This window comes from Gordonia sp. (in: high G+C Gram-positive bacteria) (genome assembly GCF_020438995.1).
Lineage (GTDB): Bacteria > Actinomycetota > Actinomycetes > Mycobacteriales > Mycobacteriaceae > Gordonia.
In genome coordinates this window covers 1-24,344 of sequence record NZ_JAGQTN010000187.1, presented here as the reverse complement: position 1 = coordinate 24,344, position 24,344 = coordinate 1, and the positions used below count along the sequence as shown (strand labels likewise).

Genomic DNA, 24,344 nt, shown 5'->3' with positions numbered 1-24,344 from the left:
CTTGACCACCGAACGGATCCGATTGGTGTGCAAGGAAATCATCGAGCGGGAAAGATCGACGGCGTGGAGGATGAGTTGGTTGCGTTGGCGAACGGGGCGCGGGCGGGGAGTGGGCTCGGGACGCTGTGGGTGCATCAGGGGTTGGTGGGGTTCGCTCGTGGGCACGCGGCGACGCTGGCGGCGGAGCTGAACCTGTACCACCAGGACATGACTCCGATACTGGATCAGACCGATCTCAACTGGGCCGCCGAGAACGTCGCGTGCGGTCAGCCCGACGCCGCCACCGCACACCTGGCGTGGTGGAACTCGCCCGGCCACCGCGAGAACCTGATGAACCCCGAGTTCGACAGGATCGGCGTGGGTGTGGCACAGGGCCGCAACGGGACCTGGTTCTACGTCCAGTTGTTCGGGCGGACCGCCGCACCCTAGTCCCAGATGCCCGTGCTCTCCAGGTGCTTGGTCAGGCGGGCCGCGCCGTCGGTGAATTGGCGGCGCGTCTGCTCGATGACCTGCTCACGGTCACCGTTGCGATAGGCGGTGATCAGTTTGGCATGCGAGTCGACGGCCACCTCACCCCATTCGGGATCTGTGGCGTACAGCTGGGTGGGGGTGTAGCGGGTGGCGCTGAGCAGGAACCAGGAGAGTTTGCCGCTGTCGGCGATCAGGTTGTGGATGCGGTGGAACTCGAACTCGGCGTCGGCCACCTCCGGTCCGTCACCGGCACGCACCGCGACGGCGAGCTTGCGGTTACACCACTCGAGCTCCCCGATCTGCTCACCCGTGATGGCCTCGGCGGTGCGCAGTGCCACCCGCACCGCGATCTCGCTCTGCAACCAGAACAGGTCCTCGACGTCGGTGCGGCTCAGATCGGCGACGATGTAGCCGCGGTGCGGGGCGAGGTTGACCATTCCCTCGCCGCGCAACGTGAGCAGGGCCTCGCGGACCGGGGTGACGCTCACCCCGAGCCGCACGGCCATGTCGTCCATCCTGACGAACTCACCGGGCCGGATCTCGGCGGTCATGATCGCATGGCGCAGATGTGCGGCAACCTCCTCCGACAGTTGCGGCCGTTTACGGATCTTGCCGCCGGACACCCGTCCCGACGCGTTCTGTGGTGACTCTTTATGGGGTGCCCCTTGATGTGCTGCCACTGCCATGTACCTGCTCCCGTGCCGCCGCGATCCGGCGACCACAGCCTACAGGCCGTAGGTTTTGCCGATGATGTCGCGCTGAATCTCGTTGGTACCACCGTAGACAGTCGAGATGATGGAGGCACGCATCATGGCCTCGGCGTCGAACTCCGTGGCGTAGCCGTAGCCGCCCATCATCTGCATCGCGTCGATGGTCATCCGCTTGGACGTCTCGGTGGCCTTGAGCTTCACCATCGACGCCTCGCGGGGGAGCAGTTTGTCGGGGTTGTCGTCGGCCTTCTGCGCCACCGAGTACACGAGCAGCTTGGTGCATTCGATCTCGGTGGCCAGGTCGGCCATCCGGTGCCGTAGCGCCTGGAAGGTGCCGATCGGACGGCCGAACTGTTTGCGTTCGGTGATGAACTGCAGGGTCTGCGCGAACGACCGTTCGGCGAGCCCGAGCTGCATCGCGGCAAGGATGAGGCGTTCGGTGTTCAGTCCGGCCATCAGCTGGTTCCAGCCGTTGCCGACCTGCCCGACGACGGCCGAATCGGGCAGGAAGCAGTCGGTGAAGTACAGGTCGTTGACCTCGCGGCCGCCGAGGGTGTCGATGCCGCGGATGTCCAGGCCGGCAGTTCCTGCCGGAACGTGGAACTGGGTGAGCCCCTCGTGCTTCTTGCCGCTCTTGTCGGTGCGGGCGATCAGCAGGATCGACCGCGCGAAGTGCGCATTGGAGCACCACGTCTTCTGCCCGTTGATCAGCCAGCCGCCGTCGACCTTGTCGGCGCGGCAGGTCAGGGCCGCCACATCGGACCCGGCCTCAGGTTCGGACATCGACACCGACAGTGAGTCACCGGCGACGACGCCGGCGAGCACGTCGCGTTTCATGTCCTCGGCGGCGAACTTCTGGTAGCCGGCTGCGGTGATGAGAGTGGGGCCGATGCCGCCGATCGGGGCACCGCCGCGCAGACATTCCTCCAGCAGGATGCACAGTTCGACGTTGCCGGCGCCCGAGCCGCCGTACTCCTCGGGCACGACGATCCCGGTCCAGCCGAGTTCGGCCATCTTCTTGTACAGGTCCTGCGAATGCAGTTCGGTGCCGTGATTGGTCAGCACGTCGCGCTGGGCTCGGGTGCCTGTCTCGCGTTGGCAGAAGTCGGCGACGGAGTCGGCGAATGCGCGCTGTTCGGCGGTGAACGCAACCATGGGGGTCCTTCCGGGACGGATGCCGCGGTGTGCGCCCGCGGTGGTGAACGTATGACTGACTGTAGAACATATATCGTATATCTTCTACCCGGGGATGGTGTTCCATGTCTCATGGAGCAAGTAGCTTGAACCAAACGAATCAGACATATGAGGAGATGTGATGACTTCTGCCGACCTGTCAGACGGCGCGGACGGCCGTGTCACCGAGCCGCTGCGCTCACGGCGCAACCACTGGAACAACCAGGTCCGCCGCCATGCGCTGACCATTCCCGACGCACCCGCGCTCAAGTACGCCGGCAAGGTCACCACCTGGTCCGAACTTGACGCCCGGTCGCACGCCTTCGCCGCGGCGCTGCATCGCCGCGGCGTCGGCTTCGGTGATCGGGTGCTGCTGCTCATGCTCAACCGCTCCGAATACGTCGAGGCGATCTTCGGTGCCAACATCCTCGGCGCGATCGCGGTCCCGGTGAACATCCGCATGGCCCCGGCGGAGATCGCCTTCCTCGTGTCCGACAGCGGCGCCAAGGTGGTCGTGACCGAGACGTTGCTCGCGCCGCTGGCAGGCGCGGTCCAGGCCGCCGCACCGGGCATCGAGCAGATCATCGTCGTCGGTGGATCGGACTCACCCGCGCACCTCGACTACGAGACGCTGCTGGCCGAAGGTGCCGACGATCTGCCGGAGATCGACGTGCCGGAGGAGTCCGTCGCGCTCATCATGTACACCTCGGGAACCACCGGAAAACCCAAGGGCGCCATGCTGACCCATCAGAACATGCAGGCGCAGGCGGTGACCTGTCTGCGTGAGCTGCAGACCCGCGCCGACGACATCGGGTCGATGGTGGTGCCGATGTTCCACATCGCCGCGATCGGCGCGATGTCGGCGCTGTTCTACATGGGTGCGCTGTCGGTGATCCATCCGCTCGGCGCGTTCGACCCGAACGAGCTGCTCGACGCCCTGGAAACCGAACGCACCACATCGATCTTCCTCGTGCCTGTCCAGTGGCAGGCCGTGTGCGCCGCCCAGCAGGCCAAGCCGCGCGATCTGGCGCTGCGCATCATCAGCTGGGGTGCGGCGCCCGCCTCGGACACCGTGCTCAAAGCGATGGACGCGACGTTCCCGGATGCCCTCAACGTCGCGGTGTTCGGCCAGACCGAGATGTCGCCGATCACCTGTGTGCTCGAAGGAAAGGACGCGCAGCGCAAGCTCGGGTCGGTCGGCAAGGTCATCCCGGCGGTCACCGCGCGCATCGTCGATCCGGCGATGAACGACGTCGCCGACGGGGAGGTCGGTGAGATCGTCTACCGCGGCCCCAACCTGATGCTCGGGTACTGGCAGAACCCCGAAGGTACGGCCGACTCGTTCCGCGGCGGCTGGTTCCATTCCGGCGATCTGGTGCGCCGGGACTCCGAAGGTTTCATCTACGTGGTCGACCGGGCCAAGGACATGATCATCTCCGGCGGCGAGAACATCTACTGCGCCGAGGTCGAGAACGCATTGGCCGCGCATCCGCGGATCCTGGAGGCCGCGGTCATCGGGCGGGCCGACCCCAAGTGGGGTGAGGTGCCGGTCGCGGTGGTGGTGACCAACGACGGCGCCGATATGACCCTTGAGGAGCTGGAGCCGCATCTCAACGATCATCTCGCCCGCTACAAGCACCCGAAGGACCTGGTTCTCGTGCCGGAACTGCCGCGCAATGCCAGCGGCAAGATCGTGAAGCCGTCGCTGCGATCGTCGTACGGCAGCAAGGACGCCGGGCTCGCCGGTCACGCGGTCTAGCGGAGTGGCCCGGACGGCGCGCCAATAACTAGAACACGTTTCATTTCTGGTGGAAAATGGTTAGGGTCGTCACATATCACCCGCCGGTGGCGGCGGGGCGCGGCACCGAGGCGGACCGCGTCGGCAGATGTGTGGAGGTATGTGAGTGAAGACCAAAGGCGCGCTGATCCGGGCCAACAACCAGCCCTGGGAGATCGAGGAGCTCGAGCTAGGAGACCCGCAGCCGCACGAGATCAAGATCAGGATGGAAGCGGCCGGGATGTGCCACTCCGATCATCACCTGATGACCGGCGGTATCCCGCTGGCAGGCTTTCCGGTCCTCGGTGGTCATGAGGGCTCGGGCGTGGTCATCGAGCTCGGCGAGGGCGTCACCGACTTCGAGGTCGGCGACCATGTGGTGCTCTCGTTCGTCCCGTCGTGCGGCAAGTGCCCGTCCTGCAAGCGCGGTCTGGCCAACCTCTGCGATCTCGGCGCCTACCTTCTTCAGGGCGAGGCGGTGTCGGACCACACATTCCGCATCCATACCGCCAAGGGTGAGAACGTCTACCCGATGACGCTGCTCGGCACGTTCTCGCCGTACATGGTGGTGCACGAGGCCTCGGCGGTGAAGATCGACAAGGACATCCCGTTCGAGGTCGCCGCGCTGGTCGGCTGCGGTGTGCCCACCGGCTACGGATCGTCGACGCGCAGCGGCGATGTCCGCCCCGGCGAGGACGTCGCGATCGTCGGTGTCGGCGGGGTCGGAACGGCCGCGCTGCAGGGTGCGGTCATCGCGGGGGCACGCTACGTGTTCGCCATCGACCCAGTGCCGTGGAAGCGTGAGCAGGCACTCAAGTTCGGTGCCACCCACGTTTTCGAGTCGGTGGCCGAGGCGGCGGGGAAGATCGCCGAGCTCACCTACGGGCACATGTGCCAGAAGGTGATCGTCACGGTCGGTGAGGTGCACGGCAAGGACGTGGATACCTGGATGGGTATCACCGCGAAGGCCGGTACGTGCGTGCTGACCGGCATGGGCAGCATGATGGACAGCGAGGTCACGCTGAACCTGGCGATGCTGACGCTGCTGCAGAAGAATCTGCAGGGCTCGATCTTCGGTGGCGCCAACCCCAAGCTGGATATCCCGCAGCTGCTGTCGATGTACAAAATGGGCAAGCTCAACATCGAGGACATGATCACCCGGCAGTACCGGCTCGATCAGGTCAACCAGGGCTATCAGGACATGCTCGACGGAAAAAACATCCGCGGCGTCATCCGCTATACCGAAGAAGATTGGTGACAGTCGCTGCGATACGCTCACGGGCGTGCCGATCCTCGATTCGCTGAGTACCTGGCCGGTCGGCTCGGTCTCGGCGGCTGTGATAACGGACGACGGCGTCGTCGAGGAGTATGGCGACACGTCGGCCGTCTTCGCGCTCGCGTCGGTCACCAAGCTGCTGGTCGCGCAGGCGGTGCTCGTGGCCGTGGAAGAAGGCGCGATCGAGCTGGATCAGGAGGCCGGGCCGCCCGGTGCCACCGTCGCCCACCTGCTGGCGCACGCTTCCGGACTGGCATTCGCCACGCGAGACGTCGAGGCACCAGTCGGCGCCAAACGCATCTATTCGAGCTCCGGCTTCGAGGTGCTCGCAGAGACGGTGCAGGACGCCACCGGTATCGAGTTCGGCGAATACCTGCGGGAGGCGGTCTGCGAGCCGCTCGGGATGCCGTCGACGCGGCTGCTGGGACCGGCAGGTCACGGAGCCCGGTCGAGCGTCGATGATCTCGCGCGGTTCGCCCGCGATATGCTGCGTCCCACGGTGCTGTCGGATGAACTCGCCGACAGCGCACGCAGTGTGTGGTTTGCTGGATTGGACGGGTTTGTTCCCGGCTATGGCAGACATCGTCCCAACGACTGGGGATTGGGGTGCGAGATTCGCTCACACAAGGCGCCACACTGGACGGGCCGAGGCAACTCGCCGGAGACTTTTGGGCATTTCGGGCAATCGGGCACATTTGTGTGGGTCGATCCTGCGCTGGGTGCCGGATGCGTGGTACTCACAGATCGTGAGTTCGGAACGTGGGCCAAACCACTGTGGAGCGACTTCAACGATATTGTCGTCAGGAGTCTCACTAAAAACTAGCGCAACATGAGCCACTTGAGGCACAATAGTCAACATCAGTAAATCCGGGCATCGATGAGGTGTGTTGGGGAAGACGTTCCTCGTCGAAACCCGGAGGTGAAACCAGTGCGCAATCTGAATCAGTTTGCGGAACTGACGACAGGAGTGGTGTACATCCACTCCGCGCCAGTGGCGCTGTGCCCGCATGTCGAGTGGGCCTTGTCGTCGACGCTGAATGCGCGCGCGAACCTTAAGTGGACGGCGCAGGAAGCGGAAGCAGGTCTGCAACGGGCCACGGTCGACTGGACCGGACCCGTCGGCACGGCCGCGCGACTTGTTGTTGCGCTGCGCGAATGGTCCGCGCTGCGCTTCGAGGTCACCGAGGACGCCAGTGAAGGCGTCGACGGTGAACGCTATGCCTACGTGCCCGGCCTCGGCCTGTGGCGCGGGTCGATGAGCACCAACGGCGATGTAGTCCTCGGCGAGATGCAACTGCGTGCGATGCTCGACTCCCAGCCCGACAGCGTCGGCCTCGCCGGGGCTGTCGAGGCCGCCCTCGGCACCGCCTGGGACGTCGCGCTCGAAGCCTTCCGCATGGGCGGCGCCGGCGCCGAAGTTACCTGGCTCACCCAGCGAGTGGGCTGACAATACCCCCGAACACCTCCCGGTGGGTTGCCGCCCACCCGACGAAATCAGGCGCCGACAGCTGACTGTCGGCGCCTGATTGTCTTCTTGTTCGGGTGCTCCCCTTATAGGGGAATGTTCTTGTGGCGTCCCCGGCGGGCGGGCGCCGAGGCGAGGGCTTCGGCGAGGATGCTGCGCGTCTTGGCCGGATCGATGATCTCGTCGACGACGCCGATGGACTGGGCCCGGCCTACGCCGCCGGCGATCGCTTCGTGTTCGGCGGCGAGGCGGTCGTGGAGCGCTTCGCGTTCGTCGTCGGGGGCGGCGGCGAGCGCCTTCTTGTGCAGGATTCCGACGGCCGCTTTGGCGCCCATGACGGCGACCTCGGAGCCGGGCCAGGCGTAGACGGCCGTGGCACCGAGTGCGCGGGAGTTCATGGCGATGTAGGCGCCGCCGTAGATCTTGCGGGTGACGAGGGTGACGCGGGGCACGGTGCATTCGGCGAACGCGTGGAGCAGTTTGGCGCCGCGGCGTACGACGCCGTTCCATTCCTGGCCGACGCCCGGTAGGTAGCCGGGGACGTCGGTGAGGACGACCAGGGGGATGCCGAAGGCATCGCAGAGCCGGACGAAACGCGATGCCTTCTCGGCACTTTCGGAGTTGAGGCAGCCGCCCATGCGCAGCGGGTTGTTCGCGATGACGCCGACGCTGCGGCCGGCGAGTCTACCGAATCCGACGACGATGTTGGGCGCCCACTTGGCCTGGATCTCCTCGAACGTGGAGATGGTCTTGTCGCGACCGGCGTCGAGCTGGGTGTCGAGGAGCTGTTCGACGATGGGGTGCACGTCATAGGCACGGCGCGGAGATTCGGGCAGCAACGCGCGCAGGTCGGTGTCGCCGGCGGCGGCCTGCGCGAGGTTGAAGTTGCCCTGGCGGCTGAAGGTGGACACCAAGCGCCGCGCGCGCCAGTAGGCGTCGGGTTCGGAGTCGGCGACGATGTGGCAGACGCCGGACTTCTTTCCGTGGGTGAGCGGTCCGCCGAGCGCCTCCATGTCGACGTCCTCGCCGGTGACACTCTTGACGACGTCGGGTCCGGTGACGAATACCCGCCCGGCGGGGGCCATGATGACGACGTCGGTGAGCGCCGGCCCGTAGGCGGCGCCGCCTGCGGCGAAGCCGACGACGACGGAGATCTGCGGTACATAACCCGATGCCCGCACCATCGCCTCGAAGACGCAGCCGACGGCGTGCAGCGCTTCGACGCCCTCGGCAAGGCGTGCGCCACCCGAGTGCCAGATACCGATGACCGGTGCCTGTTCTGCGATGGCGGTGTCGATGGCGTTGACGATGTGTTTGCACCCGACGATCCCCATGGCACCGCCCATCACGGTGCCGTCGGTGCAGTAGGAGATCGTGCGGACACCGTTGACCAGGCCCACGGCCGCCTGCACACCGGATTTGTCGCGCGGGTGCAGCAACGACATGGTGCCTTCGTCGAAGAAGTTGGTCAGGCGCAGCAGCGGATCGCGAGGATCCGCTGCGTCACTACGGCCATGGATGGGAGCCAATGTGGTCATCGGAGTCTCCTGAGATGTCGGGTGTGGTGGCGGTCGCTAGTAGCGGCCGAACGCGAGCGCCACGTTGTGGCCGCCGAAACCGAACGAATTGTTCAGCGCGTACTCGATCTGGAGAGATCGGGGCTCGCCGTGCACCACGTCGAGATCGATCTCGGGGTCCTGGTTCTCCAGGTTGAGGGTTGGCGGGATGATGCCGTCCTCGACAGCTTTGATCGTCAGCACCGATTCGAGCGCCCCGACTGCGCCGATCGAGTGGCCGAGGGCCGATTTGGGTGCGTAGATCGCCGCATGTGTGCCGACGGCCGAGTTGATACCGACCGCCTCGGCGGTGTCGCCGATGGGCGTGGAGGTGGCATGCGCGTTGACGTGGGAGATGTCCGACTTGGTCAGACCCGCTGTCTGCAGAGCCCGTGCCATCGCGCGTGCGTTGCCCTGACCGCTGGGGTCGGGGGCGACGAGATGGAAACCGTCGGAAGTGATTCCGGCGCCGAGCAGACGGGCGTGGATGTGCGCGCCGCGCGCTTTGGCGTGGTCTTCACGTTCGATGATCAGCAGGGCCGCCGCCTCGCCGAACACGAAACCGTCCCGGTCTTTGTCGAAAGGCCGGGACGCGGCCGAGGGATCGTCGTTGCGGGTACTCATGGCCCGCATCATCGAGAAAGCGGCGATCGGCAGTGCGTCGATCTTTCCCTCGACACCACCGCAGAGCACCATGTCGGCGTCGCCCATGACGATGTGCCGCCACGCGTGTGCGATGGCTTCGGCCCCGGACGAGCAGGCCGACACAGGTGTGATGACCCCTGCGCGAGCTCCGATGTTGAGACCGGCCACCGCGGCCGGACCGTTGGGCATGCCCATCTGCACGGCCAGTGGCGAGATCTTGCGGTAGTTCTTGGTGTCCCGGATCAGCAAGGTGTTGTCGACCATCGAGTCGCTGCCACCCTGACCGGTGCCGACGACGACCGCGAGGCGATCGGGATCTACGTCGGGTGTGCCCGCCTGCTCCCACAGGCGTTTGCTCATGATGTGCGCGACGCGCTCGACGTAGGCCATCCGGCGGGCCTCGACCCTGCTGACCTCCAGGGCGGGGTCCTCAACCAGTCGGCCGCCGATACGGACCGGCAGGTTGTATTCCTCGACGAACGGGTCGGTGAGTTCGCGGATACCGCTCTGACCGGCCAGTAGGTTCTGCCAGGTGGTGTCGAGATCCGCACCGAGGCTGGTGGTGGCCACCATCGAGGTGACCACCACGCTCGGATAGTTCCCACCCAGCGTGGAGTACTCGCGCAGGGAACCACTCACTTGTCAGGCGTCCTTTTTGTCCGCGTCGATGGCGGCTGCGATCGCGGCAGCGGCTTCGGGGTTCTCGGCTTCGAGCTTCTGGACGTAGGCGACGACATCGCCGACGGTACGCAGGCCCGCGAGGTCCTCGTCGGAAACCTTGACGCCGTACTTGTCCTCGGTCTGCACGGCGATTTCCACCATCGACAGCGAGTCGATGTCGAGGTCGTCGACGAACGACTTCTCCAAGGTCACCTCGGACGGCTCGATGCCGGTGACTTCTTCGATGATCTCGGCGATGCCGGCAATGAGTTCTTCCTGGGTGGCGGCCACTGTGTGGCTCCCTTCTGGTGATGTGACTTCTTGCTGTGTTCGATCCGGAGCAACCCGAAACCACGCGTCATCGGCGCGGGTGGGTGCTTGGATGACCGGTGACCGGTCTCCGGGGTGATCGCGGCAGCTGTGGCCGGGACCGTTTATCCAAGTTCAGAGGGAATCGAGGTCCTCGGGCGCTTTGATCGCGCGGGAGGGAACCCCTTTCAATTCGCGCCGGGCGATGCCGACGAGTGTTCCGGCGGGCGGTAGTTCCACGACGGCTGCGGTGCCGGAGTCGCGGAGCGTAGCCAAACACAGATCCCACCGCACGGGACGGGTGACCTGCCCTACCAGTTTGTTCAGCGCGTCGGCGCCGTTCGTTACAGGTAGGCCGTCGGAGTTGGACAGCAGCGTGGTGGTCGGGTCGGCGGGCGTGATCGCCGAGGCGGCCTCGGCGACGGCCTCGCGGGCCGATGCCATGTATTCGGTGTGGAACGCGCCGGCGACGGCGAGCTTGCGGACGCGGGCCTTCTCCGGTGGATTGGCGACGAGTTCGTCGATCGCCTCGACGGCACCTGCGGCCACGATCTGGCCCTTGGCGTTGCGGTTGGCGGGGACGAGGCCGAGCCCGGCGAGCCGGTCGAGAACGTCGCCTTCATCGCCACCTAGAACAGCGGCCATCGTGGTGGGTTCGATGGCGCAGGCCTGTGCCATGGCGTCGCCGCGGACGGCGGCGAGGGTGACGGCCTCGTCGGCACTGATCACACCGGCGATAGCGGCCGCGGTGAGTTCGCCCACGGAGTGACCGGCGACGACGGTGTCGTCGGGCAGGACGCCGCGTTTGGAGAGCTCATCGAAGGCGATCAGCGATGCCGCCACGATGAGCGGCTGGGTGACCGCGGTGTCGGTGATCTCGTCGGCGGTGGCGGTGGTGCCGAGGCGTTCGAGGTCCAGGCTTGCGAGTTTGGACCAGAGGGCGATCTGGTCGCGGGCGCCGGGCAACTCCAGCCAAGGGGCGAGCATGCCGGGGGTTTGTGAGCCCTGTCCGGGCGCGAAGATCGAAAGCACGTGACCAGAGAACACCTTCGTGATGGGATTTGTGGGTGTCGTTCAGCATGAACCTTACCGCAGAGTTTTGTAGGAATCCTACAAAACGGGTAACTCGCGGAGAGTGATCGCAGCAGGTCGGCAAATCGTTACCTATGTCTATATATGGGTGCCGAGCTGCGATGATGTGGCCAAGGTCATGTGACGGATGTGACTGGTGGTGCTTGTGAATTGGATCCGTTTCCTAAGCGTGCCAAACGGCCTACTGTGCTCGCGACTCGCAGAACGTAGGCATCCCGGGCGTTAGTTGGATCACGTCCGGTGATGTCCGAAATTTTCTTTAGGCGATATCGAACAGTATTCGGGTGGATGTACAGCCCTCGTGCACAGGCTTCGATCGACCCACCGGAATCGAGATACGCATCGAGCGTAGGCACCAGCGTCTCGCCTCCCTTTGTCAGAGGTCCGATCAACAGGGCCGTCATCGCCTCGATCGCCATCGGGTCGCCGTTGAGGGCCCGCTCGGGCAGCAACTCGGAACTGTGGACCGGACGCGGTGCACTGGGCCAGCCCGGCACCGCGCTGATCGCGGCCATCGCCTCGACAGCACTGATGTGCGCGCTGCCCAGATTGGGCGCCGTCGGGCCGATCACCACCGGCTCATCGGCAAAATGCTTCAGCAGCGCGGTAGCGAACCGTTCGGTCGGATTCAGCGAGCCGCTGACGATCGTCACCAGCAACGGCCCCTGCACCACCGACAGTGCGGACCGGCTGAACGCCTTGGCGGTCGAATGAATCGACAACGGAACCGATACATTCTGCTCCGGCGGGGGAGCCCCGACGATCACCGTCGCCGGGGCATCGGACTCCCAGCTCAGCGCCGCGGCGCGGGACAGTAGTTCGGGCCCGCTGTCACCGCGGACCACCGCGTCGACGACCAGGGCCTCCAGCCGCGAATCCCAGGCACCGCGCGACTCCGCAGCCGACGCGTAGATGGCCGCCGCCGCGAATCCGATCTCCCGGCCGTACCGCAGGATCGCCTCGGTCAGCGCCCGCAGCTGGGTGTCGTTGCGGGCCAGCGCCGGAAGCCAGGTCTCGAAGAACTCCATCGCCACCCGGACCATCTCCACCGTCTGCAGCAGCGAGATCCTCCGGGCCAGATCCTGCGGCACCTCCTGGAACGCCTCGACGGTGAACTTCACGTCCCCCTCGGAGTCCTGCAGCCAATCGACGAAGTTGACCACGGCGGTCTGCACCACCAGCTGAACACTGGCGCGCTGGGCCGCGTCGAGTTCGGAGAAGTACGGCAACTGCTCCTGCATCGAGCTGACCGCCTCCGTCGCCAGTCGGCCGCTGTACTGCTTGAGGCGGCGCAACAGTCCGTCGGCGAACGCCTCATGCAGCGTCTCGTGTGCGTCGGCGGTGGTCAGGAACCGACTGCTACGGATGCGGGGCAGTTGCGGACCGGACTTGTCTGGCATGTTCTCAATGTAGTGTCAGGCGCTGCCGGGGTCGCTGGTCTGCTCGGGTGCCGCCGACACGTCGGTGATCTGGTACTTGTCGGCGGCTGCGGCGGCCACCGAGATGTCAATGTGACCGTCCCGGGCGAGCGCCACGAGCACCGCCACCACGATCGACTCGGCGTCGACATTGAAGAACCGCCTGGCCGCCGGCCGGGTGTCGGAGAAGCCGAAGCCGTCCGTGCCCAGCGTGAGGTAGGTGCCGGGCACATATGCGCGGATCTGATCGGTGACGCCGCGCTCGTAGTCGCTGACGCCGACGAACGGCCCTTCGGTCTGCAACAGGGTGGTGGTCAGGAACGGTTGCGCCACATCCGATCCGGGTTCGCGGACCGCGTCGCGGTCCAGAGCCCGGCCATCACGGGCCAGTTCGTTCCAGGAGGTCACCGAGTACACGGCCGCGCCCACATCCCACTCGTCGGCGAGCAACTGAGCGGCCCGCAGCGCGTCGGGCATGGTGATCCCGGATACCAGGATGTTGGCCGGGTACTTCTTGCCGACTGGGGCCGCCGCATAGCGATAGATACCTTTGAGCAGGCCGGCGACGTCGACATCGGCGGGCTGCGCCGGCTGCAGGATCGGCTCGTTGTAGACGGTGATGTAGTAGTAGATGTTTTCCGGGGCATCCCCGTACATCCGCGTGAGACCGTCGGCGATGATGTGCCCGAGTTCGAACGCGAACGCCGGATCGTAGGCCACCACCGACGGATTCGTCGAGGCCAGCAGATGTGAGTGGCCGTCGGCGTGCTGCAGACCCTCGCCGGTGAGCGTCGTGCGCCCGGCGGTGGCGCCGATGACGAACCCGCGGGCCATCTGATCGCCCGCCGCCCAGAAATTGTCGCCGGTGCGCTGAAAACCGAACATCGAATAGAAGATGTACAGCGGGATCATCGGCTCGTCGTGCGTGGCGTACGAGGTGCCGACCGCGATGAACGAGGCCGTCGACCCGTCCTCGTTGATGCCCTCGTGCAGGATCTGGCCCTGCGCGCTCTCCTTGTACGCCAGCATGAGGTCGGCGTCGACCGAGGTGTACAGCTGCCCGTTGCGGTTGTAGATCTTGAGCGTCGGGAACCAGCTGTCCATGCCGAAGGTGCGTGCCTCGTCGGGGATGATCGGTACGATGCGGTGGCCGATCTCCTTGTCGCGCAACAGATCCTTGAAGATCCGGACCAGTGCCATGGTGGTGGCGACGTGCTGTTTGCCCGACCCCTTGCCCGCGGTTTTCAGTGCTCGCGAGACGTCGGGATGCAGCGGCTTGGCGGTGGTGCGCCGGCTCGGCAGGAAACCGCCGAGCGACTTGCGCCGGTCGAGCATGTACTTGATCTCGGGGGCGTCCGGCCCGGGGTGGTAGTACGGCGGCAGGTACGGATTCTCTTCGAGCTGGGCGTCGGTGATCGGGATCCGGGTACTGTCGCGGAAATCCTTGAGATCGTCGAGGGTCAGCTTCTTCATCTGATGGGTCGCGTTGCGGCCCTCGAAGTGCTTGCCGAGTGTGTAGCCCTTGATGGTCTTGGCCAGGATCACCGTCGGCTGGCCCTTGTGCGCCATCGCCTTGGCGTAGGCGGCATACACCTTGCGGTAGTCGTGGCCGCCGCGTTTGAGATTCCAGATCTGTTGGTCGGTGAGGTTCTTGACCAGATCCTTGGTGCGCGGGTCGCGGCCGAAGAAGTGCTCGCGCACGAACGCGCCGTCGTTGGCCTTGTAGGTCTGGTAGTCGCCGTCGGGGGTGGTGTTCATCAGATTCACCAGGGCGCCGTCGCGATCGGCGTGCAGCAGTGCGTCCCACTCCCGGCCCCACACCACCTTGATCACGTTCCAGCCGGCGCCGCGGAAATACGACTCCAGCTCCTGGATGATCTTGCCGTTGCCGCGGACCGGGCCGTCCAGACGCTGCAGGTTGCAGTTGACGACGAAGGTCAGATTGTCGAGGCCCTCGAGCGCGGCCAGGCTGGCGTAGGCGCGTGACTCCGGTTCGTCCATCTCGCCGTCGCCGAGGAAGGCCCATACGTGCTGGTCGGAGGTGTCCTTGATGCCCCGGTCGTGTAGGTAGTGGTTGAACCGGGCCTGGTAGATCGCGTTCATCGGGCCCAGACCCATCGATACCGTCGGGAACTCCCAGAACTCGGGGAACAGGTGTGGGTGCGGATAGGACGGCAGGCCGCCGCCGAGCCCGGCGTGGCTGTGCTCCTGGCGGAATCCGTCGAGACGATGGGTGTCGATGCGGCCTTCGAGGAAGGCACGCGCGTAGATGCCGGGGGATGCGTGTCCCTGGATGAAGATCTGGTCGCCGCCGCCGGGATGCTCCTTGCCGCGGAAGAAATGGTTGAAACCGACCTCGTACAGCGACGCCGACGATGCGTAGGTGGAGATGTGGCCGCCGACCCCGACGCCCGGACGTTGCGCGCGGTGCACCATGATGGCCGCGTTCCACCGGATGAACTGCCGGAACTTGCGTTCGAGATCCTCGTCGCCGGGGAACCACGGCTCGTTCTCGGTGGGGATGGTGTTGACGTAGTCGGTGGAGGTCAGCGCCGGGATGGAGACGTGTTTCTCGTTGGCGCGCTCGAGCATCCGCAGCAGCAGGTAGCGGGCCCGTGCCGGACCCGCGGCAGTGAGCAACTGGTCGAACGAGTCGAGCCACTCACCGGTTTCTTCCGGGTCGATGTCCGGCAGATACGATGCGACGCCCTCACGGATGACCCGCACGCGGTTATTGGCGGTCTCGGTGGTGGGTGTCGACTGATCCAACTGGTCGGTCACGGTACTGACAGCTCCTTGGTGTCTCGGCCGGCGGACAGGTGGCCACCGGCGACTCAAATCTGCTGACCTCGGCCGGGACCGAGCTCAGTGATCGTGCTGCGGATTGATCGTGCTGTGGTTGATCAAAGGACCCGACGCGTCATGTGTGAGCCACGCCGACTCCATTCCTTATCGTGCCCCATTTCGCACCCACCGTCGTTGTTACCGAGCAGTACGCGACATCGGTCACCGGAATTGCCGTAAATCTGTCCGCAGGTCGCCTGTGCGTGTTGCACGCGTGACCTTTAGGCTGTTCCTATTGTCAGATGTCGCCGGGCGGATGTCCTGGTGAGTTCTCATGTAGTCAGAACTGCATGTAGCGAGAGCTGGGAGGTCGCACGCGGTGGTTGCCGCCACAGAGTCCGGTACCGATGAATCCGGTGGTCCCGACGAAGACGGCGCGGTTCAGGTCGGCCGTAAGCTGGGATTCACCCTCGGCATGGTCGTGCAGGAACGCGGCTGGGACGAAGACACCGACGACGATCTCCGTATCGCCATCGAGGACGCCATCGACGCCGAAATGCTCGACGAGGACTCCGACGATGTCGCCGATGTCGTCGTCCTGTGGTGGCGCGATGACGACGGCGACCTGGTCGACGGTCTGATCAACGCGATAGCCCCCCTCGCCGACGACGGTTTCGTCTGGGTGTTCACCCCGAAGACCGGCCAGGACGGCTACGTCGACGCCGCCGACATCTCGGAGGCGGCCTCCACAGCAGGCCTCACGCAGACCAGCGTCGTCAACTTCGGCACCTGGTCGGGTTCGCGTCTGGTGCAACCTAAATCGCGCACCGGCAAACGAGCATGAGTGGTCCGCTCGCAGTAGGCGAGCAGGCGCCCGAATTCGAGTTGCGTGACCAGAACATGCAGAAGGTGGCGTTGTCGTCGCTGCGTGCCGACCGCCGCGTGCTGCTGGTGTTCTTCCCGTTGGCGTTCACCGGAACCTGCCAGGGCGAGCTCGGCTACATTCGCGACAACCTCGACGCGTTCAGCAACGACGACGTCACCACCGTCGCCATCTCCGTCGGGGCATCGCCCACGCACAAGGTGTGGTCGTCGGCGCAGGGATTCCTGTTCCCGATCCTCTCGGACTTCTGGCCGCACGGAGAAGTGGCGCAGGCGTACGGGGTGTTCAACGACGTCAGCGGCTACGCCAACCGCGGCACCTTCCTCGTCGACCGCGACGGCACCATCGCCTTCGCCGACGTCATCGGCCCCGGCGAGTCCCGGGACGACTCCGTCTGGACCAAGGCCCTGGCCGCGGTCTGAGCCCCGGTCTGCCCACGAAACTCCGCGTCTTGCCTCGCTGAGCGACACAAGACGCGGAGTTTGCGTCGGGGCGTCAGTGGTGGCCGCCGCCGTGGGCCTTGTGGAAGGCCATCACCTCCCGTGGCAGGACCACGAACGGCCGCATCATCGTGTGATCCTCATGGTCGAGGATGTGGCAGTGGTACATGAAACTGCCGGTCGCGCCGGTGAAGTCGCCCAGCACCTTGACCCATTCACCGGGTTTGATCAGGTAGGTGTCCTTCATGCCCTGGTGGGTCGGGGTGATCGCTGAGTCGGCGGGAATCGGCAGGACGCCCGTTGTGCCGTTGTCGGCGTTCCAGCCGTCGTCACCTAGCGCAGCCAGGTCCCACTGACCGCGTTCGATCATCTGGAACTGCGTCATGTGGATATGGAACGGGTGTGGTGGGCCGCCCAGATGAAGGATGTTCCACACCGCCCAGCTGCCTTCGGCGAACACGATGCTGTTCGCGTCGTCGAAGAGCTTGGCCGTCGGGACGAACCGGAGAACCGTCTGTTCGGCAGGTGGCAGATCCTTGTCCCGCGGATCGATGAGCTTGATGAGATCCTTGCCGGGGGACGGCTCCTTGCTGTCGAGCTGCCGTAGCTCCCAGAGTTCGGGATGCCCTCCGCCGCCTGGCCCCGGCGGGATGAGCGCCACCCAGAAATGCTCATGCGAGTGGATCGTCTGTGACCCCACCTGAAGGTCGGTGCCCACGTGGAGATAGCGACGATAGTCGGGATTCAGTTCTACGGGTGGTTCCCAGTGGGTGTCGGTGGGCGAGGCAGTCTTGCCGACGACGAACTGCATGATCGTCGCGTCGGCCCGGCCCTGGTCGGCGTTGATGAATGCGTTCTGCTCATTGCGCAGTTCGAGAGTCTTTCCCGCCAGCAACCGGAAGTCGATCAGGACGTCGTTTCGTTCGGCCGGACCGACCTCGAGTGTCGACACCGGAATCGGGGCCGGAAGCAGCCCGCCGTCGGTGCCGATGACGGTCATCGGCGTCACGCGTGCGGGGACGAAACCGTTGCTCGTGTCGGTGTTGTTCGCCGGGGAGTTCGGCGGCGCGGATTCGTCGGTCGTGTCGTGTACGGCGAGCGTGAGCGTGCGGGTGCTGCAGGCATTGAGAATCCGCAGACGATACCAGCGGGCCTTGACCTTCTTGGTGGGCCAGACCTTGCCGTTGACGAGGTTGAACGGTCCGCTCACGGGGATCTCGGTGTCCACCGGCGCGCCCTCCGCGCCGACCGCGACGACGCCGGCCTGCTTGTAGAGAGGCCGGCCCGTGAAACTCGTCTCGCCTGGTTGTTTCGGTACGTATGTCTCGAAGTTGCGGTCGGTGATCATCAACGGCAGCTCGTACGGGCCCGACGGGAGCGTCAGCGACGCCTCGTTGGTATCGCGGAGGAGGTAGAAGCCGGCAAGCCCCGCATAGACATTGAAGCGGGTGACCGCCATCGCGTGATCGTGGTACCAGAGCGTCGCCGACTCTTGTCCGTTCGGGTACAGCACGCGCGTACGTCCACCTGTCATGGTGACGTTGTGGGACCAGCCGTCGTTGTGGCCGTTGGTGAGTGCGCCGTGCAGATGCACCACGGTGGCTCCGGTGAGGTCGTCCGTGCCTGCGAGTGCGGGAAACGAGTCGGCTGCGCTGCCGGCAGGGTCCAGCTTGACCGCACGGCCGCCGGGGGTCATGGCTGTTGTGGTCGTGGGGGGAGCGCCTGTGGTGGTCGGGGGTACCCGGACAACGTCGTAGGGGAGGGTGGCCGGCTGCCCGTCGTCGTTGAACAGGTCGTTCACCCAGTCGATCGCGGCGGGGGTGTCGCGCTCGACCTCGATCGTGGGTCCGGGGATCTGGCCCTCGTAGGCCCACACATCGGTTTTCGGAAGGTCACGGTGGAACCGGTGACGACCCACCTGTGCCCGGATACTGATCGCGCAGTGTTCGTCGGCGCCGGCCGGGATCGTGATGACCTTGGGGATCGGGAGTTCGTCACGGAACTTGCGCAGTCCGAGCCGGGATGTCACGACATTGTCGTCGGGCGTGGCATCCGCTGCCGCCTTCGCGGTGATCGGGACGTCGAGTTCAGTTGCGGGCCGGTCGGCGGTGGGTGCGCTCATGGCGAGATCCTTCTGGTGATCGATGCCGGTTACTGACATCAACCACGGTGGTTCTCCGCGGAGTTGAGCGCACGAGTAGCGCGGTACCCGAATGTCGGGTGTGGGACTACCTGTATCGAATGCCAAGGTGGATCAACGGCAGAACTCCGTACTGCGTTCGGCCGGAACGCAGTACGGAGTCCTCAGGAAAGTGGGTCCGTCAGCCGATGTCGGTTTCGGTTCCGGGGGTGACCTGACGGAGGCCGCGGTAGGCGTCGGCGGGGGTCATCGTGCCCGTGACGACGCCGGCGACGGTCTCGGCGATCGGCATCGCGACGTTGAACTCGTTGGCGAGCTCGAGGACCGTCGGGGCCGTCTTGGCGCCCTCGGCGACCTGTCCGAGTTCGGCGACGGCCTCCTCGGTGGTCTTGCCCTGGGCGAGCAGTTCGCCGAGCCGGCGGTTGCGCGAACGGGGACTCATGCAGGTGGCCATGAGGTCGCCGATGCCGGTCAGGCCGGCGAACGAACGCGGATTGGCCCCCATCGCCTCGCCGAGCCGGGTGATCTCGGCCAGCCCGCGGGCCAGGACCATCGCCCGGGTGTTGTCGCCGACGTCGAGACCGTCAGCCATGCCGCTGGCGATCGCGACGATGTTCTTCAAGATGCCGCCGAGTTCGCAGCCGAGGACGTCGTCGTTGCGGTACACGCGAAACACCTTCGAGGTGAACAACGGTTGCAGCGCTGTGGCCACCCGCTCGTCCTCGGTGGCGATGACGGCGGCCGCGGCCTTGCCCTCGGCCACCTCACCGGCGATGTTCGGTCCGGCGAGCAGACCGACAGGGTGGCCGGGGAGGCTCTCGGCGATCACCTCGGTCGGCCGGCGCCGGCTACCGGGCTCGAGTCCCTTGGCCAGCGAAATTGCCGGAACCCACGGCCGGAGCTCGTCGGACAGCGGTGCGAGCGTTTCGCGCATCGCATGGGACGGGATGCCGACGGCCAGCACGTCGGCGAAGTCGGCGAGCTCGGAGAGATCGGTGGTGGCGCGGAGGGTGTCGGGCAACGGGATGTCGCCGAGATACCGGCTGTTGCGCTGGTTGTTGTTGATGTCGTCGGCCGTGGCGCTGTCGCGTGCCCAGATGAGGGTGGGTGTGTTGCGGGCGGCGAGCGCGGCGACCGAGGTTCCCCACGATCCTCCGCCGAGCACGGCAACTCTCAATGAACGCGACAACCTTCGACTCCTTCGTTACGGGTTCCGTCGAGTCATTGAACCGCAAACGTCGCCCGGTCACGGCCGGTTTCGGGTTTCGCGGTCGCCCTGCCGAATGCGGCGGCCAGGTTGGCGACGCCATCATCGACGCTCTCGGCGTAGCTGAGGCCGTCCCGATGCGGAACCGGGCCATAGCTGGCGGCGTACGGGACACACTGCGCGATGAACCGCCTGTCCAGGCAGTCGGTGACGGCCGACAGCAGCCCGGTGACCTCAGTGCGGTCATCACCCACATACGACTCGCCGGTACCCCGACGACCAGGACCGTGATACTCATACCGCCGATGTTCCACGCGCATCCTGGGGAAGCCGGCAACACGACGCTGAACTTTCACTGTGAATGGAGGTACCGACGGCTGATCTGGTTCCGAATCAGTCGTCGGACGATCCCTGTCCGAACCGCTGATACGCGGCCTGCCGGGTGGTATCCAGGGCAGCACCGATGACCGTCCACGAGTCACCGGCTTCCCGTGCGGCGGCGACGGCGGCGTTGAGCTCGTCTCTCGCGTCGGCGAGATTCTTGCGGGCGGCGATGATGCGCCGGAAATGGGTGGCATCGCGTGACGGTGTGCGCGCCGGGTCGAGGTCGTCAAGTCCGGTGACATCGTGGATATGTCTGGTAGTCATAGCGTTTCACCCTCCTATCGGAGATAGTCGTAGAACTTGGCGCGCAGTCGATCTGCATGGATGATCCGTGTCGGTCGTCCGGCGGGGACGGCGACCAGTTCGAGTAGCGTTCCACTGACGTCGGGGCCGATGACGAGTAGTCGATCCTCTCCGTGGTAGTCGTACTCAACCAGTCGGATTGCGTTCTCCCATGCGTGGAGAATCGACTCGTCGCTGATGTCGTGTTTGCGGGCACTGTCCCGTATCTCCACCTGTAAAGGTTATCTTTACGTATCTCTTGTTGTCAAGGAAACCTTGACAACCGGTGAGCGGTGGCCTTGCCGTCCGTTCCTTGTCCGGTAGCGACGGCTGGATTTGGCTGACCGGGGCTTTGCCGATGGCTGGCGGAGGCATCTTGTCGGTCGTCAATTCGCGGGTTGCCAAGTGCGCCACTCGTGGCCACCGTACGCCTTGTCGTCCTGGACACAGACGTAGTCCACTCCGTCCAGAGAACTTATGGTCGCCGATCCTGGCGCACTGCACGGATCCCAGCGCTGGACGGGCAAGTAGTCATCATCGTCAACGTTGCGCTCGTGGCCTTCCTCGGTTCGCGACTCTGTTGGGGACGCCGATGGTGTTGGAGGAGTCGATGTAGTTCTTTCTGCCTCGTTCGCTTGACCGGGCAGATCGCTGATCGGCGCACTTTTGGTACTGCTTGGCGACGGCGTCGGAGGGGTGGTCGAGTCATCGTCGTCCGTATTGAACGAACACGTGAACTGCCATTTGCCGCGTGTACGTATCCACTTCGACTTCTCTGGCTCATCGTCGCCGGTCTGGGCAGTGACAGTTCCGCTGTTGCCCGTCTCTGTAACGTTGAGGATCTTGGTGGCCCCTTGAGTGACTTTTTCGTCGTCTTCGGCTCCGAATGTCTCGAAAATACTGGTGAGGAGGGCTGAGCACCCCGGTGTCGCGAACCGTTTCACCTCCTCGAACATTTCGAGTTGACTCTTGCCCTCGGAGCGGAGTTGATCGAGACGCTTGTTCATTCTTGCTGCAGTATCGCGAAGCGAGGTCTTCCCGAATTCCGGCATACTCTGGGCGTCGCTCGTGTGGTCCTGATCGGCCGTGGATTGCCCGTCGTCGCTAACGACGATGTAAGTGACGAGTGCGGTTACGGCGACAAGGAGATGAGTGGCGGCCCACTTGTGACCCGGTGACTCGTCTCCTGGCACTGTGCGAAGTTGGAGGAGTACTCAGCAGCGTCCCTGAACTGCGGTTTCATCGGTGCGCGCAAAGGGATTTGAACCCCTGACCGCTGGTGTGTAAGACCAGAGCTCTACCGCTGAGCTATACGCGCGGACAGCGCGCCATCGCGCACCAACGTAAGAATCTAGCGGCAGATCGTGTCGTGGTCCAAACTGGGACGTGCCGGAATCCGCGTTTTGTGGCGCGCAGCGACACAAAACGCGGAGTTCAGGGGTGGGTGATGGAGCGGCGGTAGCGGTCGGCGAGGCGGTCGTGTTCGTCGGCGAGAGCGGCGCATTCGGCGCGGAGGGCGGCGGGTTCGAGGATGTCGAAGTCGGCGTTGAAGGCGCGCAGCCAGCGGGCGATCGAGGTCAGGGATTTGCTGTAGACGCGCAGTTCACAGGCGCTGTCGTTGCCGGATTCGATGGTGGCCCAGTCGTCGGAGACCATCGCGGCGATGTCGGTGAGGGGGGCGTGGACGCGCACGCGGGCCGTCGCCGAGCGGTAGACGGCGCCGATACTGCGTGCCAGGTAGGCGCCGGCGCCGCCCTCGGGGAGTTCGCGGGGCGAGAACCGGGGGCCGGTGGGGGTTTTGGGTTCCATCCGGTCGATGCGGAACGACCGCCAGTCCTCACGCGCCAGATCCCAGCCGATCAGATACCAGCGGGAGCCGTTGCGGACGACCCGATACGGTTCGATGTCGCGGCGGCTTTCGGTGCCGTCGGCCTTGCGGTAGTCGAAGCGCAGTCGTTCGTGCCGGTGGCAGGTGGTGGCGATGTCGGTGAGCCGGTCGGCGGGGATCGTCGTCCACGACGCGTCGCGCGGCACCGAATCGACCGACAGGGCGTCGAGACGGTGGCGCAGCCGCGACGGCATTACCTGACGCAGTTTGGTGAGCGCACCGGCCGATGCCTCCTGGATACCGGCGATACCACCGGCAGCAACGGTGTTGAGGCCGACGGCAACGGCGAGGACCTCCTGGTCATCGAGAAGCAGGGGAGGCATCTCCGCACCGGCACCGAGCCGGTAACCACCGCCGACGCCGACGTTGGCCTCCACCGGGTAGCCGAGGTCGCGCAGCTTGTCGATGTCGCGGCGCACGGTCCGGGTGGTGATGCTCAGCCTGTTCGCAAGCTCGGGACCCGTCCACTCCTGCCGCATCTGCAGCAGGGACAACAGGCGCAGTAGGCGTGCCGACGTTTCCAACATGCAGCAATCGTGCCCCAGAGGGCGGACGATTACTGTCCGCAATCGGCGGGGGAGATGAAAGTGCTCGGATCGGTCGTGTTGTCCAGCCACTTGCCGTACGGGGCATCGTTGCCGAGTTGCGCGGCCAGGGCGCCGAGTTCGGCACGTAGCGAGCAGATGTCGGAACGGGACCGGCCTGCCACCCGGTAGACGGCGTAGATGACGTTGCCGTAGTCGTCGCGATCGCGGAGTGATCCGCACGAGACGTCCGTGCGCAGATACTGCGAACCGGGGTACTGGCGCAGGTATGTGCTGATGTCGGCGGTGCGGGTCGATGCGTTGACCGCGTTGCCGACGACGACGATCCCGGTCCCGTCGCAGGCGGGTTGGCTGATGGGTGTGGCCAGTCCGAGGTCGCCGGTGCCGCGCGTGCGAGTTCTGGCAGGGGTTGTGGTTCGCGGGGTCGCGGCGGGGGGCCGGGCCTGCGGGACGTCGGTCACCGGGGTCTCGGGGGGATCTCGTCAGCTGCGTCACATCAGCTTCAGCGCGACAACCCTGTTCTTACCCGTTCTTACCCAGGTCCGTCGCCCGACCCGATACACCTTGCGCATGCCGCCCCGGCCGATGAGTCCGTCGATCCGATAGGGGCCGAGTGTGGTGCCCACTTTGTCGTATTCGAAACTGTGCAAAATCTCGGCCCTACTAGCCTCAGGCTTTCACGCTGATTGCGTGTCATAAACGAAGAATGGTGCCCTGACCTGGGATAATTCGGCTTACCACAGCAAGAATCAGTCCAGATCCAGGAGCACCATTCCGGTGAGCAAGTCTATGTCGAGGTACCCGTCGTTGTCTGTAGAGGGCGGTGGAACCGGGATCGTGTCGCATGCGGGGACAGCGTTGCTGTTGCGGGCCGGGGAGAAGACCGGTCTGCTCGATGAACTGTCGCAGGCGTTGGCGCCGTGGCGCAAACCTCTGGCCACCCATGACCCGGGCAAGATCGTGTTCGATCTGGCGGTGTCGGTCGCGATCGGTGGGGACTGCCTGGCCGACATCGCGCACCTGCGTGGGGATTGGGACGTGTTCGGGCCGGTGGCCTCCGATCCGACAGTGTCGCGGTTGATCACTACGTTGGCTGCTGAGGTGGGGCCGGTGTTGGCGGCGATCAACACCGCCCGCGCTACTGCTCGCGCCCACGCCTGGGATGCGGCCGGGGCCGCTGCCCCTGACGTGCACTGCGCTCAGGGTGGGTTGGTGGTGGTGGATCTGGATGCGAGCCTG

The 24,344-nt window shown here is 65.4% G+C and carries 24 protein-coding genes, 1 tRNA gene and 1 pseudogene; 8 read left to right on the top strand and 18 right to left on the bottom strand.

Features of this window, described 5'->3' with window-relative positions; genetic code table 11:
• Window positions 1-27: 27 nt before the first annotated feature.
• On the top strand, window positions 28-429 hold the full coding sequence (locus tag KDB67_RS13660; RefSeq protein ID WP_291016532.1) for a CAP domain-containing protein: 402 nt from the start codon (window positions 28-30) through the stop codon (window positions 427-429).
• On the opposite strand, the gene KDB67_RS13655 is transcribed toward KDB67_RS13660, so the two are convergent.
• Both KDB67_RS13655 and KDB67_RS13650 read right to left on the bottom strand, forming a co-directional pair.
• On the bottom strand, window positions 426-1,157 hold the full coding sequence (locus KDB67_RS13655; protein WP_291016529.1) for a GntR family transcriptional regulator: 732 nt from the start codon (window positions 1,155-1,157) through the stop codon (window positions 426-428). The two genes, KDB67_RS13660 and KDB67_RS13655, sit on opposite strands and share 4 nt — an antisense overlap.
• Window positions 1,158-1,196: 39 nt before the next feature.
• Window positions 1,197-2,336, bottom strand: a complete 1,140-nt coding sequence (locus KDB67_RS13650; protein ID WP_291016527.1) for an acyl-CoA dehydrogenase family protein — start codon at window positions 2,334-2,336, stop codon at window positions 1,197-1,199.
• 160 nt (window positions 2,337-2,496) lie between these two features.
• Here KDB67_RS13650 and fadD5 point away from each other — a divergent pair, with 160 nt between their 5' ends.
• The 4 genes from fadD5 to KDB67_RS13630 all read left to right on the top strand — a co-directional run bounded on the left by fadD5 (window position 2,497) and on the right by KDB67_RS13630 (window position 6,854).
• Window positions 2,497-4,113: a fatty-acid--CoA ligase FadD5 gene (gene fadD5, locus KDB67_RS13645; RefSeq protein ID WP_291016524.1), complete on the top strand. Its 1,617-nt coding sequence runs from the start codon at window positions 2,497-2,499 to the stop codon at window positions 4,111-4,113.
• A gap of 145 nt (window positions 4,114-4,258) precedes the next feature.
• Window positions 4,259-5,389 carry an NDMA-dependent alcohol dehydrogenase gene (locus tag KDB67_RS13640; RefSeq protein ID WP_291016521.1) on the top strand — a complete coding sequence of 377 codons (1,131 nt, stop codon included), beginning with the start codon at window positions 4,259-4,261 and terminating at the stop codon, window positions 5,387-5,389.
• Between the two features lie 25 nt (window positions 5,390-5,414).
• Window positions 5,415-6,230 carry a serine hydrolase domain-containing protein gene (locus tag KDB67_RS13635; protein WP_291016520.1) on the top strand — a complete coding sequence of 272 codons (816 nt, stop codon included), beginning with the start codon at window positions 5,415-5,417 and terminating at the stop codon, window positions 6,228-6,230.
• A 105-nt stretch (window positions 6,231-6,335) separates the two neighbouring features.
• Window positions 6,336-6,854, top strand: a complete 519-nt coding sequence (locus tag KDB67_RS13630; RefSeq protein WP_291016518.1) for a DUF3145 domain-containing protein — start codon at window positions 6,336-6,338, stop codon at window positions 6,852-6,854.
• A 104-nt stretch (window positions 6,855-6,958) separates the two neighbouring features.
• On the opposite strand, the gene KDB67_RS13625 is transcribed toward KDB67_RS13630, so the two are convergent.
• The 6 genes from KDB67_RS13625 to aceE form a co-directional block, all read right to left on the bottom strand.
• Window positions 6,959-8,410 (bottom strand): carboxyl transferase domain-containing protein, encoded by a 1,452-nt coding sequence (locus KDB67_RS13625; protein WP_291016516.1) that lies wholly within the window; start codon window positions 8,408-8,410, stop codon window positions 6,959-6,961.
• A 36-nt stretch (window positions 8,411-8,446) separates the two neighbouring features.
• The gene (locus tag KDB67_RS13620; protein WP_291016513.1) at window positions 8,447-9,712 is read right to left on the bottom strand and encodes a KasA/KasB family beta-ketoacyl-ACP synthase; all 1,266 of its coding nucleotides are present in this window, start codon (window positions 9,710-9,712) and stop codon (window positions 8,447-8,449) included.
• Window positions 9,713-9,715: 3 nt separating this feature from the next.
• Window positions 9,716-10,024: a meromycolate extension acyl carrier protein AcpM gene (gene acpM, locus KDB67_RS13615; RefSeq protein ID WP_291016510.1), complete on the bottom strand. Its 309-nt coding sequence runs from the start codon at window positions 10,022-10,024 to the stop codon at window positions 9,716-9,718.
• A 153-nt stretch (window positions 10,025-10,177) separates the two neighbouring features.
• Entirely contained in the window at window positions 10,178-11,074 is an 897-nt protein-coding gene (locus tag KDB67_RS13610; protein ID WP_291016507.1) for an ACP S-malonyltransferase, read from the bottom strand.
• 176 nt (window positions 11,075-11,250) lie between these two features.
• Window positions 11,251-12,534 carry a helix-turn-helix domain-containing protein gene (locus tag KDB67_RS13605; RefSeq protein WP_291016505.1) on the bottom strand — a complete coding sequence of 428 codons (1,284 nt, stop codon included), beginning with the start codon at window positions 12,532-12,534 and terminating at the stop codon, window positions 11,251-11,253.
• A gap of 15 nt (window positions 12,535-12,549) precedes the next feature.
• Window positions 12,550-15,333 (bottom strand): pyruvate dehydrogenase (acetyl-transferring), homodimeric type, encoded by a 2,784-nt coding sequence (gene aceE / locus KDB67_RS13600; RefSeq protein WP_291016503.1) that lies wholly within the window; start codon window positions 15,331-15,333, stop codon window positions 12,550-12,552.
• A gap of 382 nt (window positions 15,334-15,715) precedes the next feature.
• Here aceE and KDB67_RS13595 point away from each other — a divergent pair, with 382 nt between their 5' ends.
• Entirely contained in the window at window positions 15,716-16,180 is a 465-nt protein-coding gene (locus KDB67_RS13595) for a DUF3052 domain-containing protein (protein ID WP_291016500.1), read from the top strand.
• Window positions 16,177-16,641, top strand: coding sequence for a peroxiredoxin (locus tag KDB67_RS13590; protein WP_291016498.1), 465 nt, complete (start codon window positions 16,177-16,179; stop codon window positions 16,639-16,641). Before KDB67_RS13595 ends, KDB67_RS13590 begins: the two co-directional genes overlap by 4 nt.
• Before the next feature lie 73 nt (window positions 16,642-16,714).
• On the opposite strand, the gene KDB67_RS13585 is transcribed toward KDB67_RS13590, so the two are convergent.
• The 10 genes and pseudogenes from KDB67_RS13585 to KDB67_RS13540 all read right to left on the bottom strand — a co-directional run bounded on the left by KDB67_RS13585 (window position 16,715) and on the right by KDB67_RS13540 (window position 23,755).
• Window positions 16,715-18,781, bottom strand: a complete 2,067-nt coding sequence (locus tag KDB67_RS13585; protein ID WP_291016495.1) for a multicopper oxidase domain-containing protein — start codon at window positions 18,779-18,781, stop codon at window positions 16,715-16,717.
• A 199-nt stretch (window positions 18,782-18,980) separates the two neighbouring features.
• Window positions 18,981-19,988, bottom strand: a complete 1,008-nt coding sequence (locus KDB67_RS13580) for an NAD(P)H-dependent glycerol-3-phosphate dehydrogenase (RefSeq protein WP_291016492.1) — start codon at window positions 19,986-19,988, stop codon at window positions 18,981-18,983.
• A gap of 95 nt (window positions 19,989-20,083) precedes the next feature.
• A pseudogene (locus KDB67_RS13575) lies at window positions 20,084-20,304 on the bottom strand (PE-PPE domain-containing protein); the annotation flags it as partial.
• Window positions 20,305-20,399: 95 nt separating this feature from the next.
• Complete coding sequence (locus KDB67_RS13570; RefSeq protein WP_291016490.1) at window positions 20,400-20,654, bottom strand: hypothetical protein; 255 nt, start codon at window positions 20,652-20,654, stop codon at window positions 20,400-20,402.
• A gap of 14 nt (window positions 20,655-20,668) precedes the next feature.
• Window positions 20,669-20,905, bottom strand: a complete 237-nt coding sequence (locus KDB67_RS13565; protein ID WP_291016488.1) for a hypothetical protein — start codon at window positions 20,903-20,905, stop codon at window positions 20,669-20,671.
• A 153-nt stretch (window positions 20,906-21,058) separates the two neighbouring features.
• Window positions 21,059-21,679, bottom strand: coding sequence for a hypothetical protein (locus KDB67_RS13560; protein ID WP_291016485.1), 621 nt, complete (start codon window positions 21,677-21,679; stop codon window positions 21,059-21,061).
• Window positions 21,680-21,918: 239 nt separating this feature from the next.
• Window positions 21,919-21,990, bottom strand: a tRNA-Val gene (locus tag KDB67_RS13555).
• A 116-nt stretch (window positions 21,991-22,106) separates the two neighbouring features.
• Window positions 22,107-23,087, bottom strand: a complete 981-nt coding sequence (locus KDB67_RS13550) for a YafY family protein (RefSeq protein ID WP_291016482.1) — start codon at window positions 23,085-23,087, stop codon at window positions 22,107-22,109.
• 29 nt (window positions 23,088-23,116) lie between these two features.
• On the bottom strand, window positions 23,117-23,566 hold the full coding sequence (locus KDB67_RS13545; protein WP_291016479.1) for a serine/threonine protein kinase: 450 nt from the start codon (window positions 23,564-23,566) through the stop codon (window positions 23,117-23,119).
• A 30-nt stretch (window positions 23,567-23,596) separates the two neighbouring features.
• A complete protein-coding gene (locus KDB67_RS13540) occupies window positions 23,597-23,755 on the bottom strand; it encodes a hypothetical protein (RefSeq protein WP_291016545.1) in 159 nt (52 codons plus the stop codon).
• A 127-nt stretch (window positions 23,756-23,882) separates the two neighbouring features.
• On the opposite strand from KDB67_RS13540, the gene KDB67_RS13535 reads away from it, so the two are divergent.
• Window positions 23,883-24,344 (top strand): transposase (locus tag KDB67_RS13535; protein WP_291016477.1); only part of this gene is annotated, 462 nt, incomplete at its 3' end.